The organism is Paenibacillus lautus NBRC 15380 (genome assembly GCF_004000945.1).
GTDB lineage: Bacteria > Bacillota > Bacilli > Paenibacillales > Paenibacillaceae > Paenibacillus_AQ > Paenibacillus_AQ lautus.
In genome coordinates, this window is sequence record NZ_BIMF01000021.1 from 71,215 (window position 1) to 86,457 (window position 15,243).

Genomic DNA, 15,243 nt, shown 5'->3' on the forward strand with positions numbered 1-15,243 from the left:
GTGAGCAGCTTACAAGTGGCTAAAGTGTTGAACAATAATGTAATCATAGCGAAGCATCCGCAACATGGCGAGGTTGTTGTTATAGGCAAGGGAATCGGCTTTAACCGGAAGAATAAAGACCGTATCCTGGCCTCCGCTGCCGAGAAGATGTTCATTTTGACCAAACCGGAGGAGCAGGAGCAGTATAAGCAGCTGGTGCCTCATATCGATGAGAAGCTGATTGAGGCGATGAATGACATTATTCTGAATGCTGCCAAATCCAGCGACGCTCCTCTGAATGAGCATATCCACATTGCGTTGACGGATCATATCGCATTTGCCATTAAACGCCATGCCCAAGGTCTCTATATTCATAATCCCTTTTTATACGAAACCAAAGAGATGTATCCTGAAGAGTACGAGATGGCGGAATATGCCGTCCGTACCATCCGGGAGAAGCTTGGGGTTGACTTGGGCCAAGAGGAGATCGGATTCATTGCCCTTCATTTTCACGGTGCGCTCACAAACCAGCACATTTCGGAGGTCCGCAAACATTCGGAGCTGATCGCCGATCTAGTACACACTGTTGAACAGCAGCTGGATTATGTCATCCCGAGGGATACGCTGGACTATTCCCGCCTGTTGACTCACCTCCGGTTTGCCTTGGAGCGGATTCGGCGGGGAGAAGCGGTGAACGAGACGAGTTCATTGGACGGTCTGCTGAAGCGTGAATATCCCGAGACGTATTCCTTGGCATGGAAACTGACGAAGATGATGGAGCAGCGGCTGAAGAAGCCCGTATATCCCGCCGAGGCCGGTTATTTGACCATTCATCTGGAGCGGCTGGTCCAGCGTAAAGAGCAGGGCGAGCAAATGTGAAGATTTTATTAAGTCCCTCACCATGTGGTTGCAACGAAAAATGAACGGTGTTACAATACGAACAGTTATGAAGCATAAAACTTCAAATCAAACGTGTAACTGATTCGATCAGGCATGAGTATTACAGGAATTTGGTTGTTATTACCCATTTTTGGGTAATCTAATCCATGAGATTAGCCATCCATTTTCCCGTGGTTACTCATGCCTTTTTTTGATTTGGTTGTTTTATGATGCTCTACTTTCAACTTTGTGACCACAATTAGATAGAGGGTGAGAATTTTCATGTTTAAGCGGCTTTTTGGCGTACTGCAAAGGGTCGGTAAAGCTCTGATGCTGCCCGTGGCCATATTGCCGGCGGCCGGACTACTGCTCGGCCTTGGAAATATGCTGGTCAACCCCGATTTCCTGCAGTATGCACCGTGGCTCGATGCGGCTTGGGTTCAAGCAGCTGCCACGGTCATGATGAATGCGGGACAAATCGTGTTCACGAATTTATCCTTGCTGTTTGCAGTGGGGGTTGCCGTCGGCTTGGCCGGAGGCGAAGGTGTGGCCGGGCTTGCTGCGATCATCGGTTACCTCGTCATGAACGTTACCATGGGCAGCGTTATAGGTGTGACGCCATCGATGATTGGCACAAATTACGAATATGCCAGCGTGCTTGGCATTCCGACCTTGGCCACCGGGGTATTCGGCGGGATTATTGTAGGTATATTAGCGGCAAGCATGTACCGAAGATTTTTCAAAATAGAGCTTCCGTCATATCTAGGCTTTTTTGCAGGAAAACGGTTTGTTCCGATTATGACGGCTGCAACGTCCGTTTTGCTTGGTCTGTTAATGGTCTTTATATGGCCTCCGATCCAGTCTGCGCTTAACACTGCATCCCATTTCATGCTGGAACAAAACCTGACGCTGTCCGCTTTTGTGTTCGGCGTTGTGGAACGCGGATTGATCCCGTTCGGTCTGCACCACATTTTCTATTCTCCATTCTGGTTTGAGTTCGGGGAATATTTGAATCAGGCAGGTCAAATGGTGCGCGGTGATCAAAATATATTCATGGCTCAGCTTCGGGATGGCGTCGAGTTTACGGCAGGCACCTTCATGACGGGTAAGTTTCCGTTTATGATGTTTGGTCTTCCTGCCGCTGCGCTTGCTATCTATCATGAAGCGAGACCGGAGAACAAAAAGTTTGTTGCCGGTATTATGGGGTCGGCAGCGCTGACCTCCTTCTTGACGGGGATCACGGAACCGCTTGAGTTCTCCTTCCTGTTCGTCGCGCCGATCTTGTTCGCCGTACATGCGCTGTTCGCAGGTCTATCCTTCATGACCATGCATATTCTGGGTACCAAGATTGGCATGACCTTCTCAGGCGGTCTGATCGATTACATGATATTCGGTGTCATTCCGAACCGGACGCCATGGTGGAATGTACTCATTGTTGGTGCTATCATGGCGGTAATCTATTATTTCGGATTCCGGTTTGTCATTCGGAAATTCAATCTGAAGACGCCGGGCCGGGAGGACGCTTCCGCAACGGAGTCGGAATCAGGTTCCCAGGGAGCAGGCGGTGACAGCAAAAATGAATTGCCGCTTAACATTCTGACTGCGCTTGGCGGCCAGCCTAACATTGCGCATCTGGATGCCTGCATTACCCGGCTTCGGGTAGAGGTGAAAGACAAGGGCAATGTCGACAAGGCTAGGCTGAAACAGCTGGGTGCGTCAGGTGTGCTGGAGGTGGGGAATAATATCCAGGCGATATTCGGCACCCGTTCCGATACGATTAAATCGCAAATCCAGGACATTATGTCGGGTATAACACCGACTACCGCATCTAAAGCAGTGGATGTGGAGACGATGCCGACTGCTAAAGAGGAGCAGCAGGCTGGTCAGGACGGAGAAACGCTTGTCATGGAGGAGATCGTATCCCCAGTCGATGGAGAGCTTATGGATATTTCCCATGTGCCTGATCCTGTGTTTGCAGAACGAATGACGGGGGATGGATTTGCGGTATTACCTCATAACGGAACGATCGCTTCTCCTGTTAACGGAACCGTGTTTAACGTATTCCCGAGCAAGCATGCGGTCGGCATTATGTCGGATGGCGGCAAGGAAGTGCTTGTCCATATCGGCGTTAATACCGTTAAGCTGAAGGGGCAAGGATTTGAAGTTCTTGTACAAGAGGGGGATCTGGTATCCACGGGCCAACCGATCATGCAAGTGGATCTGGATTATGTGAAGGCGAATGCCAAATCGATTATTTCTCCTGTGATCTTCTCGAATTTGCCGGAGGGAGCTTCCGTGAAGCTGAACAAGACCGGTGAAGTAAAAAGCGGTGAAAAAGGGATCATTACGATATCGAAACCTTAACTTCACGGTGATCTCAAGGATTCTAAAAAATTAAAATATACGAAAGTAGGATGATGAACATGCAACAAACATTCAGAATTATTGACGAAGATGGAATTCACGCACGTCCGGCAACAGCATTGGTAAATACGGCTAACAAATTCCAGGACACCAATTCATTTGCCGAAGCTAACGGCAGAAAAGTAACGCTGAAATCGATCCTGGGCGTTCTGTCCCTCGGATTGGAGCAAGGTGATACATTGACACTGATCACGGAAGGCGGCAATGAGAGCGAAGCGCTGACAGCACTGCAAGAAGTGATGGTGAACGAAGGGTTAGGCGAGCTTCATGAATAATCTGAAAGGAATCGCGGCTTCCGCTGGCATCGCGATTGCACGTGCATTTACACTGGAGCATCCGGATTACTCTGTTACGGAAAAGCAAGTGACAGACACGGATGCCGAGCTTGCGAAGCTGGATGCGGCGCTGGCTCAGTCCCAGGCTGAGCTTGAAGCGATCAAAGCCCGCACGCTTCAGGAACTCGGGGAGAAGAAGGCTGAGATTTTCGAATCTCACCTTCTCATCCTGAATGATCCGGAATTGATTGAACCAGTTAAAGCAAAAATCGCTTCCGAGTCGGTTAACGCCGAATACGCCTTAAATGAAACGGCAGCCCAATTCATTCAAATGTTCGAGAACATGAAGAGTGCCTACTTGCAGGAGCGGGCAGCGGATATGCGCGACGTAACCAAACGTATTCTGAAGCATCTGCTCGGCCTGAATTATGTCAGTCCTTCAGAAATCAGCGAAGAAGTCATCGTGGTTGCAGAGGACTTGACTCCTTCGGATACCGCGCAGTTGAACCGTAACTACGTTAAAGGATTCACGACGAATATTGGCGGGCGTACCTCGCATTCTGCCATCATGGCCCGTTCGCTTGAAATTCCGGCTGTCGTCGGAACGAAAAACGTGCTCTCTTCGGTCCAAAACGGGGATTTGATCATCGTTGACGGACTGGAAGGGGATGTCATCATTAATCCTACGGAAGCCATCGTGGCCCAGTACCGTGCGAAGCAGGATGCCTATGCCAAACAGGTCGAGGAATGGAAGAAACTCCGTTCCGAACCGACGGTATCCAAGGACGGGATCCATGTGGAGCTGGCCGCCAATATCGGGACGCCGAACGATGTAACCGGCGTGTTGGAGAATGGCGGAGAAGCGGTAGGACTGTATCGCACGGAATTCCTGTACATGGGCAGGGATAAACTTCCTTCCGAAGAGATCCAGTATGTCGCCTATAAATCGGTACTGGAGAAAATGGAAGGCAAGCCGGTTGTTGTCCGCACGCTCGATATCGGCGGGGACAAGGAGCTGCCTTATCTGGATCTTCCTAAGGAAATGAATCCGTTCCTGGGATTCCGGGCCGTTAGGTTGTGCCTGGACCGTCAGGATATTTTCAGAACACAGCTTCGGGCACTGCTCCGCGCAAGCGTCCACGGCAATCTGCGAATCATGTTTCCCATGATCGCGACGCTCGGTGAGTTCCGCGAAGCCAAAGCGCTTCTGGAGGAAGAGAAATCCAAGCTGGTAAGCGAAGGCATTCCGGTATCTGAGGAGATCCAACTCGGGATCATGGTGGAGATTCCATCCACTGCGGTGCTCGCGGATCAGTTTGCCAAAGAGGTTGATTTCTTCAGTATCGGAACGAATGATCTTATCCAGTATACGATGGCGGCTGACCGCATGAATGAACGGGTTGCATATCTGTATCAACCCTATAATCCGGCGATCCTGCGACTGGTTAAAATGGTCATCGATGCCGCTCACCGCGAAGGCCGCTGGGTTGGTATGTGCGGTGAAATGGCCGGTGACGCCACGGCGATTCCGATTCTCCTCGGTCTGGGGCTGGATGAGTTTAGCATGAGCGCTACATCCATTCTTCCGGCGCGCAGCCAGATCGGGAAGCTGTCCCGCAGTGATATGCAGGCACTTGCTGCCAAAGCGCTTGAAATGGGTACCGCAGAGGAAGTAGTGGCTCTGGTGGAATCCATTGAGGTAACAGGCGAGTAAACGGAAGACGCCTTGAGCGATGTGAGAAATGGAAGAAGCACTTCGTTTGTTCTGGGACTCTACCAATCTTTTTCCACGATAGCAATACATTGACAACATCTGTCCATTTGGGCAGATGTTTTTTTTGTCAAAAGAAAGACACCCGGCATGTTTGCTAGTATAATAGCCTAAATATATAGTTATTTGGCATCAAACCCAAACCAAAACAGGGCTTTTGGCATATCATGATATATGAAAGCGTTCTACATTCATGTGCTAGAGGTCTGTCTTATGATTCAGGCGCCCATACTAGGAAGTAAATCTACTTATAAGTGACGGTGATGATGACTATGGACATGATCAAGAGCTGTACAAGTGTTAAGCTGGGGGCTACCTACCGAAGAGAGGGAACGGCCTTTCAGGTGTGGGCTCCGGATGCGGTTCATGTGAAACTGGCTTTGTATGAAGGTCCGGGAGAGTATAACGAGCAGGGCCTCGTAACGGATCACGAGAGCGGTACTTTATATTCGATGGAACGTAATGGCGACGGCATATGGTCGGCTGTCATAAACAGGGATCTTCACGGAACCTATTATATGTACCAAATCGAGTCAGCGGACGGCGTCGTTTGTTATGCCGTTGACCCCTATGCAACAGCGGTGTCCGCCAATGGATGCCGCGGCGCGGTTGTTGATCTGGCGAAGAGCAATCCGCCGGGGTGGGAGCAGGATGTTAGACCCGCGCTGCTGAAACCTACGGATGCGGTGCTCTATGAGCTTCACGTACGCGATTTCTCGATTCATACCGATTCGGGAATGAAATATAGAGGAAAATACAAGGCATTCACGGAGGGGGGCCTGCGGGATTCCGAAGGGAATACCATTGGACTGGATCATCTTCAAGAATTGGGTGTGACCCATGTGCATCTGCTGCCGGTATTTGATTTTCGAACGGTCAATGAGCTGGATGGCTATGCAACCGGCTGCTTGAGCCACGAGTACAACTGGGGCTATGATCCGCAGAATTACAATGTTCCTGAAGGTTCGTATGCGACAGACCCTATGGATCCGATGGTGCGCATCCGGGAGCTGAAGGAGATGATTCTGGCTCTGCATGCAAGGGGAATCCGTGTCGTCATGGACGTGGTTTACAACCATACGTATACGGTGGATGACGGTCCGTTTGAACGATTGGCGCCTGGGTATTTCTATCGTAAGGATGGATACGGAAATTTATCGAACGGTTCAGGCGTAGGCAACGAGCTCGCTACGGAGAAGCCGATGGTACGCAAATACATCAAGGATTCCCTAAGGTACTGGGCCGAGGAGTATCATATCGACGGATTTCGGTTTGATCTGATGGCTCTGATCGATACAACAACGATGAAAGAGATTGTAAGCGAGCTGCGGCGTGAAGTGGATCACTCTCTTCTGTTTTATGGTGAGCCCTGGACGGGAGGCTTAAGCCCGTTAACGGAGCAGACCGTCAAAGGAAGCCAGAAGGGTCAAGGCTTCGCTGTATTTAATGATCATTTTCGGCAGGCCATCAAAGGTGACAATGACGGGCGCGGCCCTGGGTTTGCTACGGGCGAACCGTGGTGCGAGGGTGCTATCGTTGAAGGGATGATGGGCTCGATCCATGATTTTGCGCTTCATCCGGAAGAGACGGTCAATTACGTCACCGTGCATGATAATTTGAATCTGTGGGACAAAATTTTAGTGGCACACGGGATGGAAGAACAGGCAGGACTGCTCCGTCTAATGGACGGGAGGCTGGTTAACGGCGGCGATGTATGGCAGGCAACCGCCGCATCCAAGCCTTATGTCGATATTCCTGATGAAGCTGTGATGTCGGCAGCGCCTGTGCGCCGCAGCTTGCTGGCTAACGGCATTGTACTGCTCTCTCAGGGGATTCCGCTGCTGCCTGCCGGCGATGAGCTGCTTCGCACGAAATTTGGCGATCATAACAGCTACCGCAGCGGGGATGCCGTTAATGCCATCCGCTGGTCGAACAAGAAACGATTCAAACCTGTGTTTGATTATTACAAAGGCCTTATTGCCCTGCGCAAAGCCCATCCGGCATTTCGTATGGCGGCAAGAGAAGAGATCGAGAAACATATGGAAGTGCTGCGAAGCAGCGATCGGATTATCGCTTACCGGTTAACGCATCATGCCGCACAAGATAGCTGGGGACAAATTGTAGTGATCGTGAACGGGAATGAGCATGAAATGACGGTTGATCTGCCGCCTACCCCTTACCGCTGGAACATCGTGGTGAACGATTGCCAGGCAGGTATAGATACGATCGACACGTTGGACCAAGGAGCTATAGCGGTCCCAGGGCTGTCGCTGATGGTGTTGTACGAGGATCAGACCCGGAAGAAGCAGGGATTGATTACCGTTGAGATCGAATACGAGAGACGTGATCAAGCATATGATGGCTGGAATGTATGGGTGTGGGGAACGGGTGTGCAGGATGGCAGCGTGCCATTCACTAAGGCGGACAGCGGCAAAGCCCGAGCGGTCTTCTATGCAGCTTCCGGAACCAAGCGGGTCGGCTGTATCGTCAGGTTGAATGATTGGGAGGATCGGGAAGGCGAGAAAGACTGGTTTATCGATATTCCGCCAGATGAAACAGAGGTACGGATTTCGCTGCCAAGCGCCAAAGAAGACGGCTCTGCGGGCCAAGAGCAGCGGGATATGGCGAGTTGAGGATTGTATTGTAAAAAAATAAGGAGCCCTCCTTTTGTACTGAAAGGGGGGCTCCCATTATTTATATTTCAAAAGGGGTACCATTCATTTCCCACTGGATTGAAATTTAAAACATCGGAAACTCATGATTAGTTAGCAGGTAAATAGGGTAATAATGAGATAGACTTTGTTTTCGATAAAGGAGGATGTCACTCATGTCAAAAGGAAACACAGTTCAACTCCAAGCAGATGTTCGTGATGAATTTACCCGGGCTTCTCGCCGAGTGCTTCGCGAAAATGGCGGAATCCCTGGCGTAGTATACGGTGCGGGCGAGGAAAGCATCCCCGTTGCTGTTAATTTCAAGGATACGGCCAAGCTGTTCCACACCGGAAGGTCGGAGGTATTCCAGCTTGATATTCCAGGCTCCGGTAAAATTCCGGTTTTGATTAAGGATATTCAAAAGAGACGCGGCACTGTATCCCATGTGGACTTTCTGCGGATCTCCATGAATAAGCCGGTTCGTGTCAGCATTCCGGTGGATTATCAAGGCACTGCTGCCGGAACGAAATCTGGCGGTATTCTGCAAACCCAGGTGACCGAGATTGAAGTAGAGGGATTGCCAGGCGAACTGCCTTCTACCCTCGAAGCGGATGTATCCGCTCTGGAGATTGGTGACAAGCTTACGGTTGCAGATATTAAAGTGCCGGAAGGTATTACATTACACGCTTCGGATGAGGAGGTTCTCGCAACCATCATCGTGCCTCGTGCCGTTGAGGCTCCAGAGACAGAGGATGCAGCGGACGCTGAGGAAGCGAATGCGGGAGAGACAACCGAAGAGTCATAATATGCACATTAAAAAGGCGCTTGCTTTTTGCTGGTATCCAGCGAAGCAAGCGCCTTTTTGTCAGGGATATTGATAACTCTATTTACCCTTTCGATCATGGATGCCTTTATAACTCATTGGGGCGTCTCCAAAGTATTTGTTCCAAATGGTCAAATATGTTCCGTCCTGCTGCATGGTAGCCAGTGCATTGTCAACGGCGGCCACGAGATCCGGATTCCCTTTGACAAAGGCTGCGGAAATCTCGAACACCTGATCGGCGGATTCGGAGGCAGCAACCGGAAGATCAGGGAACTGCTGCTTCAGGTTGGTCACGGATAACTGGTCCGAAATCACGGCATCCAGCTCTCCATTTGCGAGCTTGTGGGCTGCGTCTGATATATATTTGATCGGGACGATGTCCGCTCCATGCTTCTTGGCCATATCCTTATAGATTCCGGTGGGGTTCAGGCCGACACGCTTACCCTTGATATCCGAGAAGGTACGGATCTGATCTTCGCCCGAGGAACGCACAAGCAGAACCGGAGTAGAGGATAGATAAGCGACGGAAAAATCATAAAGGGCCCGCCGGTCCGGCCGGTCTTCAATCTGGTTGAATACGGCGTCGTATTTGCCTTCTGTCAGCCCTGGCAGCAAATTCTCCCACTCGGTTTCAACGAATTCTGCTCTTAGCTCCATATGACGGGCAACCTCTTCAGCGATTTCCACATCGAAACCCGTAAGTCTTCCGCCCGTTCCATGGTAACTGAAGGGGGGATAATCCCGTTCCGTTGCAATTCGCAGGGTTCCGCGTTCCACGGCATTCCGAAGCAGGAAGCCGGTGTTCACCCGGTAAGGGTTTACGCCCATATTGGGGGTTGGCACCCGGTCATTGCTGTTAGGGGTGCATCCGGTAAGGACTATTGAACCGATCAGTGTGAATAAACAGGCAAGACTGATCCAACGTATCGATTTTGTTCCGCGCATGACTCCAGAAACCATCCTTTCTTTATTCACGGTCCTTCGAGGCCCATTTCGTAAAGTTAGGATGTCCCAAAGGATGGTTCGTATATTCGTGAAATGTCGGTACCCGGCAAGAACTTAGGATCTCTAATCAGATGAAAGAGGAAAATGGACGAAAAAGAGGCTGTGCTTCCTCCGCCTGCAGCAGCAGCGGAAAAGCACAGCCTCTTATCGCTAGATTGGGATGAAACTTAGGTTGACATGCTTTTTGATACAGCGCTTTATGACCCTTAACGGGCCATCCATCCGCCATCAACACAAAGTACATGTCCGTTCATATAATCCGAAGCGGCGGAAGCGAGGAATACGGCAGGTCCGCCAATATCCTCGGGTTTACCCCAGCGTCCGGCAGGAATACGATCCGTAATGGAAGTACGTCGTTCCTCATCCTGACGGATGGCTGCCGTATTATCGGTTTCGATATAACCGGGAGCAATTCCGTTCACCTGGATGCCGCTGGCTGCCCATTCATTAGCCAATGCTTTCGTAAGACCGGCAACACCATGCTTGCTTGCCGTATATCCGGGCACGTTGATTCCGCCTTGGTAGGACAGCATCGAGCAGATATTAATGATTTTGCCGCTGCCGCGTTCAATCATATGTCTTCCGGCCAGTTGGGACAGTAAGAATACAGTATTCAGATTCAAGTCAATCACGTCAAGCCAATCCTGTGTAGCATGATCCTTGGCCGGTGTACGGCGGATAATGCCGGCATTGTTAACGAGAATGTCCACATGCCCCGTTAGCTCCAGCGCTTGGTCAAAAGTCTGCTGGAGTTTGCTCTGGTCGCTTAGATCGACCTGAATTTCGGAAGCTTTTCTGCCGAGTGAAGTGATGGCATTTATCGTTTCGGCGCTTGTATTCATGGACACGGCAACGATATCCGCGCCGGCTTCGGCTAGAGCTATCGCGATGCCTTGTCCCAATCCTCTGGCGGAACCGGTGACGATTGCAGTTTTGCCTGATAAATCAAACCTGTTCATGCTCCGTAAATCCCCTCTCACTTGCTCTCTATTAGATTCGTATGAAGCTAGTCCGGTCGTTATGTTTCATGCAGCGGTTACAGCATGGTAACGCCGGCATCATCATATTGTTTGATCGCCTCGGGAGACAGTCCCGCATCGGTAATGATGCCGCTGATCTCCTGCAGGGATGAAAAAGTCCTTAATGCCGTTTGCCCGAATTTATGATGGTCGACAACGGCATAAACCTCCAGCGAGGTTTCGATTAATGCCCGTTTGAAAGGGATCAAGTCCCCGGTATATATGGACAATCCATGATCAAGATGGACGCCCGTCGCGGATATGAAGGCCTTTTGAATGTTCAGCTGGGTTACATACGATACGCCTTCGGGGCCTGCGAGCATGTTCCGGACCCGGTAGCCCCCCGGTACGACCAAACGGATATGATTCTTCGTCGCCAGTTCGCTGATGATATAGACATCGTTCGTAATGACCGTTAAGGGCACGTCTTCCAGCCTGCGGGCGATCTCCAGCGTGGTGCTGCCTCCGTCCAGGGCAATGATGTCGTCGGTATTGATATGCTTCAGTGCTTTCAGCGCGATTTCGGTCTTTTCATTCGGGTGCTTGGCAAGTGGTTCTTTGGACGGCAGGATGCCGAATTGATCGCTGTGCGCAAGCACAGCCCCGCCATGCACACGAACGATTAGACCCTGTTCCTCCAGCTTGGTCAGATCCTCGCGTATCGTTTTTCCGGTCACCTGAAGCTGCTGGCTAAGATCGGCGACAGTCACTTCTTTATGGGTTAGAAGGTACTCCATTATTTTTTCATAGCGTCGTAACGGGTTCATATGAATCTCAACTCTTCCGTGGGTTAATGGATAATCCCCTCTATTTTAAATCTTTTATGGACACTGGGTCCATATCATCATAGCGTTTATTATCTCCGGCCATACCCCAGATGAAGGTATAGTTGCTTGTGCCTACGCCGCTGTGGATCGACCAGCTTGGCGAAATCACGGCCTGTTCATTGCGCATAACGATGTGCCGCGTTTCATTAGGTTCGCCCATCAGATGGATGACCACCGCTTCTTCCGGTAAATCAAAATAGAGATAAGCCTCCATGCGTCTTGGATGAGTATGGGCAGGCATCGTGTTCCACATGTTTCCTTCTTTCAGCAGGGTCATTCCCATGACAAGCTGGGCGCTCTCAATGCCTTTTTGATGGATGAAACGATAGATCACGCGATCATTGGAATTTTTGATATCGCCCAATGCGCTGGAATCGGCTTCCTCCAAAGTGGCTTTGGCTGTCGGGAAAGATTGGTGCGCCGGGGCAGAATTCAAATAGAATTTGGCCGGATTGGTTGGATCCGTGCTTTTAAAAATAACCTCTTCCGTGCCCATGCCAACGTATAAGCATTCTTTGTTGTTCAGCTCATGCTCCGCACCGTCAACGAGTACGGTACCATGTCCGCCAATATTGATAATGCCAAGCTCACGGCGTTCCAGGAAAGAGGAAACACCCAGCTCTTTCAGGTCAGTTTCCAGTTTAACCTGTTCTCGAACGGGGGCTGCGCCACCGATAATCAAACGATCTTCATGCGTCAGGACAAGCTCCAGCTTGTCAGGCGTAAATAGGACAGGGATATGGAATTCCTTGCGGAGTCTTTCTGTGTCAAATTGTTTCACTTCGTTGGGGTGTGAGGCATAACGTCTTTCCATTTTCATTCATCTCCTCATAATTCTATTTTTAATGAATTTATAATGTTCATATAAGTACAAATTACTCCATTTACGTTCGTATTACAAGAGATAAAATAAAAATGAACAATAATTATACCTGGTGAACATCGTGCTGACTTCATTTATATCTGACTGAACTTGGAGCGGAAGGGGAAGAATTAGCATTAGATGGGAATGGGGCAGGCTGTCCCGAAATATCCTCCAGCGAGGTAGCCATGAAGTGAACAAGATACAACTAGGAGATTGATAGCCTAATGAAAAGAATGATGATTATCGCAGCAGCTGTGCTTGCAGTGACCGGTTCTCAAAATACGGCTGACGTTCCGCATTATCCTTTTCATCAAACCAGGGAACAGGAAGTCTGGATGAGGTCCGAGGATGAACGCGATCAGTCCTGGGTCAATATTGCCCACCGGGGGGCATCGGGGTATGCCCCGGAAAATACGATGGCTTCTTTTGGTAAGGCATTCGATATGGGAGCGGATATGCTGGAACTGGATGTCCAATTGAGCAAGGATGGACAGGTCGTTGTGATTCACGATTCCACCGTTGAGCGAACCACTGATGGGCAAGGAGAAGTAGGTGATTTAACCTTCGAGGAGCTGCGTATGCTGGATGCAGGTTCATGGTACGATTCGGCATTTAAAGGAGAAGTCATTCCTGCATTAGCGGAGGTGCTTGAGCATTTCGCAGGACGAATCGGTTTGTTGATCGAATTGAAATCTCCCTCCCTTTACCCGGGCATCGAGCAAAAGGTCGCAGACGATTTGAATAGGTATAACATCGGCGCTGATGGTGGCGAGAGGTATAAGGACCTGATCATCGTGCAGTCAGCAGATACGGACTCGCTGCTTCGGTTCCGCAAGCTGATGCCCGATATCCCGCTGGGCGTTATTATCACCAGTGCGGGCGACTTATCCAAGCAGCGGCTGGAAGATATGAAGGCCTATGCGGAGTATGTGAATGTATCGATGAGGCTGGTATCCAAAGGACTGGTTCAAAAGATACATCAATCCGGGATGAAAACGATGGTCTGGACCATTCGGGATATGCTGCAAATTCCTTATGTGCTTCAAATTAACGTGGATGGGATTATTACGGATTATCCGGACCGGGTGCCGATATCGATTTCGAACAGGAAAATGATCAGATAAATAGCGCAGCGGTGTTGACAACCTTTTGAAGATCAAGGGTTGTCTTTTTAATGTTATTAAATATAACAACTTGCCCCGGATTTAAAGTAGTATGAGGGTTTTTTTTATATTCATGTTAGTTAATATTACTCGAAAGACGAATTTTCACGACGTTTTTATAAATAATAAATAAAATTATGTTAGAATTATTGACACAAGAAATAAAAGGCAACTATAATGTGGAATAACGAACAGAGAAGTTAGGTTGCAGAAGAAATGTTCGGAAACAGAAAAAAGGGAGTTGGGAGCGAATGAAGAAACAAAGCGTGATCGTTAAAGGATGGGCCTCATTTGTTTTATGTGCAATTTTGATGTCAGGCTGCGTGACGGAAAAGGAAGCCGCCCCAACCGCCGGAGCGGATAACGGCAGCCCGCCGGTAGAAACCGCAGGCGATTCGATTAAGGTCGGTATTCTTCACTCCCTCAGCGGAACGATGGCCATCAGCGAGGTATCGGTCAAGGATGCGGAGATGCTTGCCATCGAAGAAATCAATGCGGAAGGCGGCGTGCTCGGCAAGCAGATCGAACCCGTGATTGAGGACGGTGCCTCGGATTGGCCGACTTTCGCGGAGAAGGCGGGCAAACTGCTGCAGCAGGATAAGGTTGCCGCCGTATTCGGAGGGTGGACCTCCGCCAGCCGGAAAGCCATGCTCCCTGTTTTCGAACAGAATAACGGCCTTTTATTTTATCCGGTCCAATATGAGGGGTTGGAATCCTCCCCTAACATTTTCTATACGGGCGCAACAACCAATCAGCAGATCGTGCCTTCGGTGTCTTGGCTGCTGGAGAACCGCGGCAAAAAAATGTTCCTCCTCGGCTCCGATTATGTGTTTCCGAGAACGGCCAACAAGATCATCAAGGCCCAGCTGACGGCCGAGGGCGGCGAGCTGGCTGGCGAGGAATACACGCCGCTGGGCCATACCGATTTCAGCACGATTATAGCCAAGATCAAAGAGGCGAAGCCCGATATCGTCTATAACACGCTGAACGGCGACAGCAATGTGGCCTTCTTCAAGCAGCTGAAGGATGCGGGCATTACTTCCAAAGATATGACCACGCTGTCCGTCAGCGTTGCGGAGGAGGAAATCCGCGGCATCGGCGCCGATATACTGGAGGGTCATCTGGCAGCCTGGAACTATTACCAGTCTACCGACACGCCGGAGAACAAGGCTTTTGTTGACAAATACAAAGCAAAATACGGCGCTGACCGCGTGACGGCCGACCCGATCGAAGCGGGATATACCGCGGTGTACTTATGGAAGGCCGCGGTGGAGAAGGCAGGAACAACAGAGGTGGCCAAGGTGAAGGAAGCGGCAAAAGGCATTGAGTTCGCCGCTCCGGAAGGAAAAGTAACCATTGATGGCGAGAATCAGCATATTCATAAAACGGTTCGCATCGGCGAGGTGCAGTCTGATGGACAATTTAAGGAGCTCTGGAACTCGGGAGAACCCGTTAAACCGGACCCCTATCTGAAAACTTATGATTGGGCGAAGGGATTAAGCGGAGAATAAAGTTTCATCTCATGCATGGAAGGCCCTCGGGCTATTTCGTGAAAGGAGGT

At 50.1% G+C, this 15,243-nt stretch carries 12 protein-coding genes; 8 read left to right on the forward strand and 4 right to left on the reverse strand.

All coding sequences use genetic code 11. The features are described 5' to 3' along the window. The 6 genes from glcT (at position 1) to PLA01S_RS26315 (ending at position 8,785) form a co-directional block, all read left to right on the forward strand. Positions 1-858, forward strand: a complete 858-nt coding sequence (glcT, locus tag PLA01S_RS26290; RefSeq protein WP_100535802.1) for a glucose PTS transporter transcription antiterminator GlcT — start codon at positions 1-3, stop codon at positions 856-858. A 282-nt stretch (positions 859-1,140) separates the two neighbouring features. After that, on the forward strand, positions 1,141-3,222 hold the full coding sequence (gene ptsG, locus PLA01S_RS26295) for a glucose-specific PTS transporter subunit IIBC (RefSeq protein ID WP_127594716.1): 2,082 nt from the start codon (positions 1,141-1,143) through the stop codon (positions 3,220-3,222). A gap of 59 nt (positions 3,223-3,281) precedes the next feature. Continuing rightward, positions 3,282-3,557, forward strand: a complete 276-nt coding sequence (locus tag PLA01S_RS26300; RefSeq protein ID WP_100535804.1) for an HPr family phosphocarrier protein — start codon at positions 3,282-3,284, stop codon at positions 3,555-3,557. Then, on the forward strand, positions 3,550-5,271 hold the full coding sequence (ptsP, locus tag PLA01S_RS26305) for a phosphoenolpyruvate--protein phosphotransferase (RefSeq protein ID WP_127594717.1): 1,722 nt from the start codon (positions 3,550-3,552) through the stop codon (positions 5,269-5,271). The genes PLA01S_RS26300 and ptsP overlap by 8 nt, the downstream gene beginning before the upstream one ends. A 329-nt stretch (positions 5,272-5,600) precedes the next feature. Beyond that, positions 5,601-7,961, forward strand: coding sequence for a type I pullulanase (gene pulA, locus PLA01S_RS26310; protein WP_371860460.1), 2,361 nt, complete (start codon positions 5,601-5,603; stop codon positions 7,959-7,961). A gap of 194 nt (positions 7,962-8,155) precedes the next feature. Next, on the forward strand, positions 8,156-8,785 hold the full coding sequence (locus PLA01S_RS26315; protein WP_127594718.1) for a 50S ribosomal protein L25: 630 nt from the start codon (positions 8,156-8,158) through the stop codon (positions 8,783-8,785). 78 nt (positions 8,786-8,863) lie between these two features. On the opposite strand, the gene PLA01S_RS26320 is transcribed toward PLA01S_RS26315, so the two are convergent. The 4 genes from PLA01S_RS26320 to kduI all read right to left on the reverse strand — a co-directional run bounded on the left by PLA01S_RS26320 (position 8,864) and on the right by kduI (position 12,468). After that, a complete protein-coding gene (locus PLA01S_RS26320) occupies positions 8,864-9,748 on the reverse strand; it encodes a transporter substrate-binding domain-containing protein (RefSeq protein ID WP_127594719.1) in 885 nt (294 codons plus the stop codon). 266 nt (positions 9,749-10,014) lie between these two features. Next, on the reverse strand, positions 10,015-10,767 hold the full coding sequence (kduD, locus tag PLA01S_RS26325) for a 2-dehydro-3-deoxy-D-gluconate 5-dehydrogenase KduD (RefSeq protein ID WP_127594720.1): 753 nt from the start codon (positions 10,765-10,767) through the stop codon (positions 10,015-10,017). A gap of 77 nt (positions 10,768-10,844) precedes the next feature. Further along, positions 10,845-11,594 (reverse strand): DeoR/GlpR family DNA-binding transcription regulator, encoded by a 750-nt coding sequence (locus tag PLA01S_RS26330; protein WP_127594721.1) that lies wholly within the window; start codon positions 11,592-11,594, stop codon positions 10,845-10,847. Between the two features lie 40 nt (positions 11,595-11,634). Beyond that, entirely contained in the window at positions 11,635-12,468 is an 834-nt protein-coding gene (gene kduI, locus PLA01S_RS26335) for a 5-dehydro-4-deoxy-D-glucuronate isomerase (protein ID WP_127594722.1), read from the reverse strand. A 275-nt stretch (positions 12,469-12,743) separates the two neighbouring features. Between kduI and PLA01S_RS26340 the strand changes: the two genes are divergently transcribed. Beyond that, positions 12,744-13,643, forward strand: coding sequence for a glycerophosphodiester phosphodiesterase (locus PLA01S_RS26340; RefSeq protein ID WP_127594723.1), 900 nt, complete (start codon positions 12,744-12,746; stop codon positions 13,641-13,643). A 290-nt stretch (positions 13,644-13,933) separates the two neighbouring features. Further along, the gene (urtA, locus tag PLA01S_RS26345; protein WP_127594724.1) at positions 13,934-15,193 is read left to right on the forward strand and encodes an urea ABC transporter substrate-binding protein; all 1,260 of its coding nucleotides are present in this window, start codon (positions 13,934-13,936) and stop codon (positions 15,191-15,193) included. Positions 15,194-15,243 lie beyond the last annotated feature (50 nt).

Bases quoted from the DNA above. Each gene is read 5' to 3' on its own strand.
- PLA01S_RS26300 (WP_100535804.1), top strand. From the start codon at position 3,282: ATGCAACAAACATTCAGAATTATTGACGAAGATGGAATTCACGCACGT.
- PLA01S_RS26340 (WP_127594723.1), top strand. From the start codon at position 12,744: ATGAAAAGAATGATGATTATCGCAGCAGCTGTGCTTGCAGTGACCGGT.
- ptsG (WP_127594716.1), top strand. From the start codon at position 1,141: ATGTTTAAGCGGCTTTTTGGCGTACTGCAAAGGGTCGGTAAAGCTCTG.
- PLA01S_RS26320 (WP_127594719.1), bottom strand. From the start codon at position 9,748: ATGCGCGGAACAAAATCGATACGTTGGATCAGTCTTGCCTGTTTATTC.
- urtA (WP_127594724.1), top strand. From the start codon at position 13,934: ATGAAGAAACAAAGCGTGATCGTTAAAGGATGGGCCTCATTTGTTTTA.
- kduD (WP_127594720.1), bottom strand. From the start codon at position 10,767: ATGAACAGGTTTGATTTATCAGGCAAAACTGCAATCGTCACCGGTTCC.
- kduI (WP_127594722.1), bottom strand. From the start codon at position 12,468: ATGGAAAGACGTTATGCCTCACACCCCAACGAAGTGAAACAATTTGAC.
- PLA01S_RS26315 (WP_127594718.1), top strand. From the start codon at position 8,156: ATGTCAAAAGGAAACACAGTTCAACTCCAAGCAGATGTTCGTGATGAA.
- pulA (WP_371860460.1), top strand. From the start codon at position 5,601: ATGGACATGATCAAGAGCTGTACAAGTGTTAAGCTGGGGGCTACCTAC.
- PLA01S_RS26330 (WP_127594721.1), bottom strand. From the start codon at position 11,594: ATGAACCCGTTACGACGCTATGAAAAAATAATGGAGTACCTTCTAACC.
- ptsP (WP_127594717.1), top strand. From the start codon at position 3,550: ATGAATAATCTGAAAGGAATCGCGGCTTCCGCTGGCATCGCGATTGCA.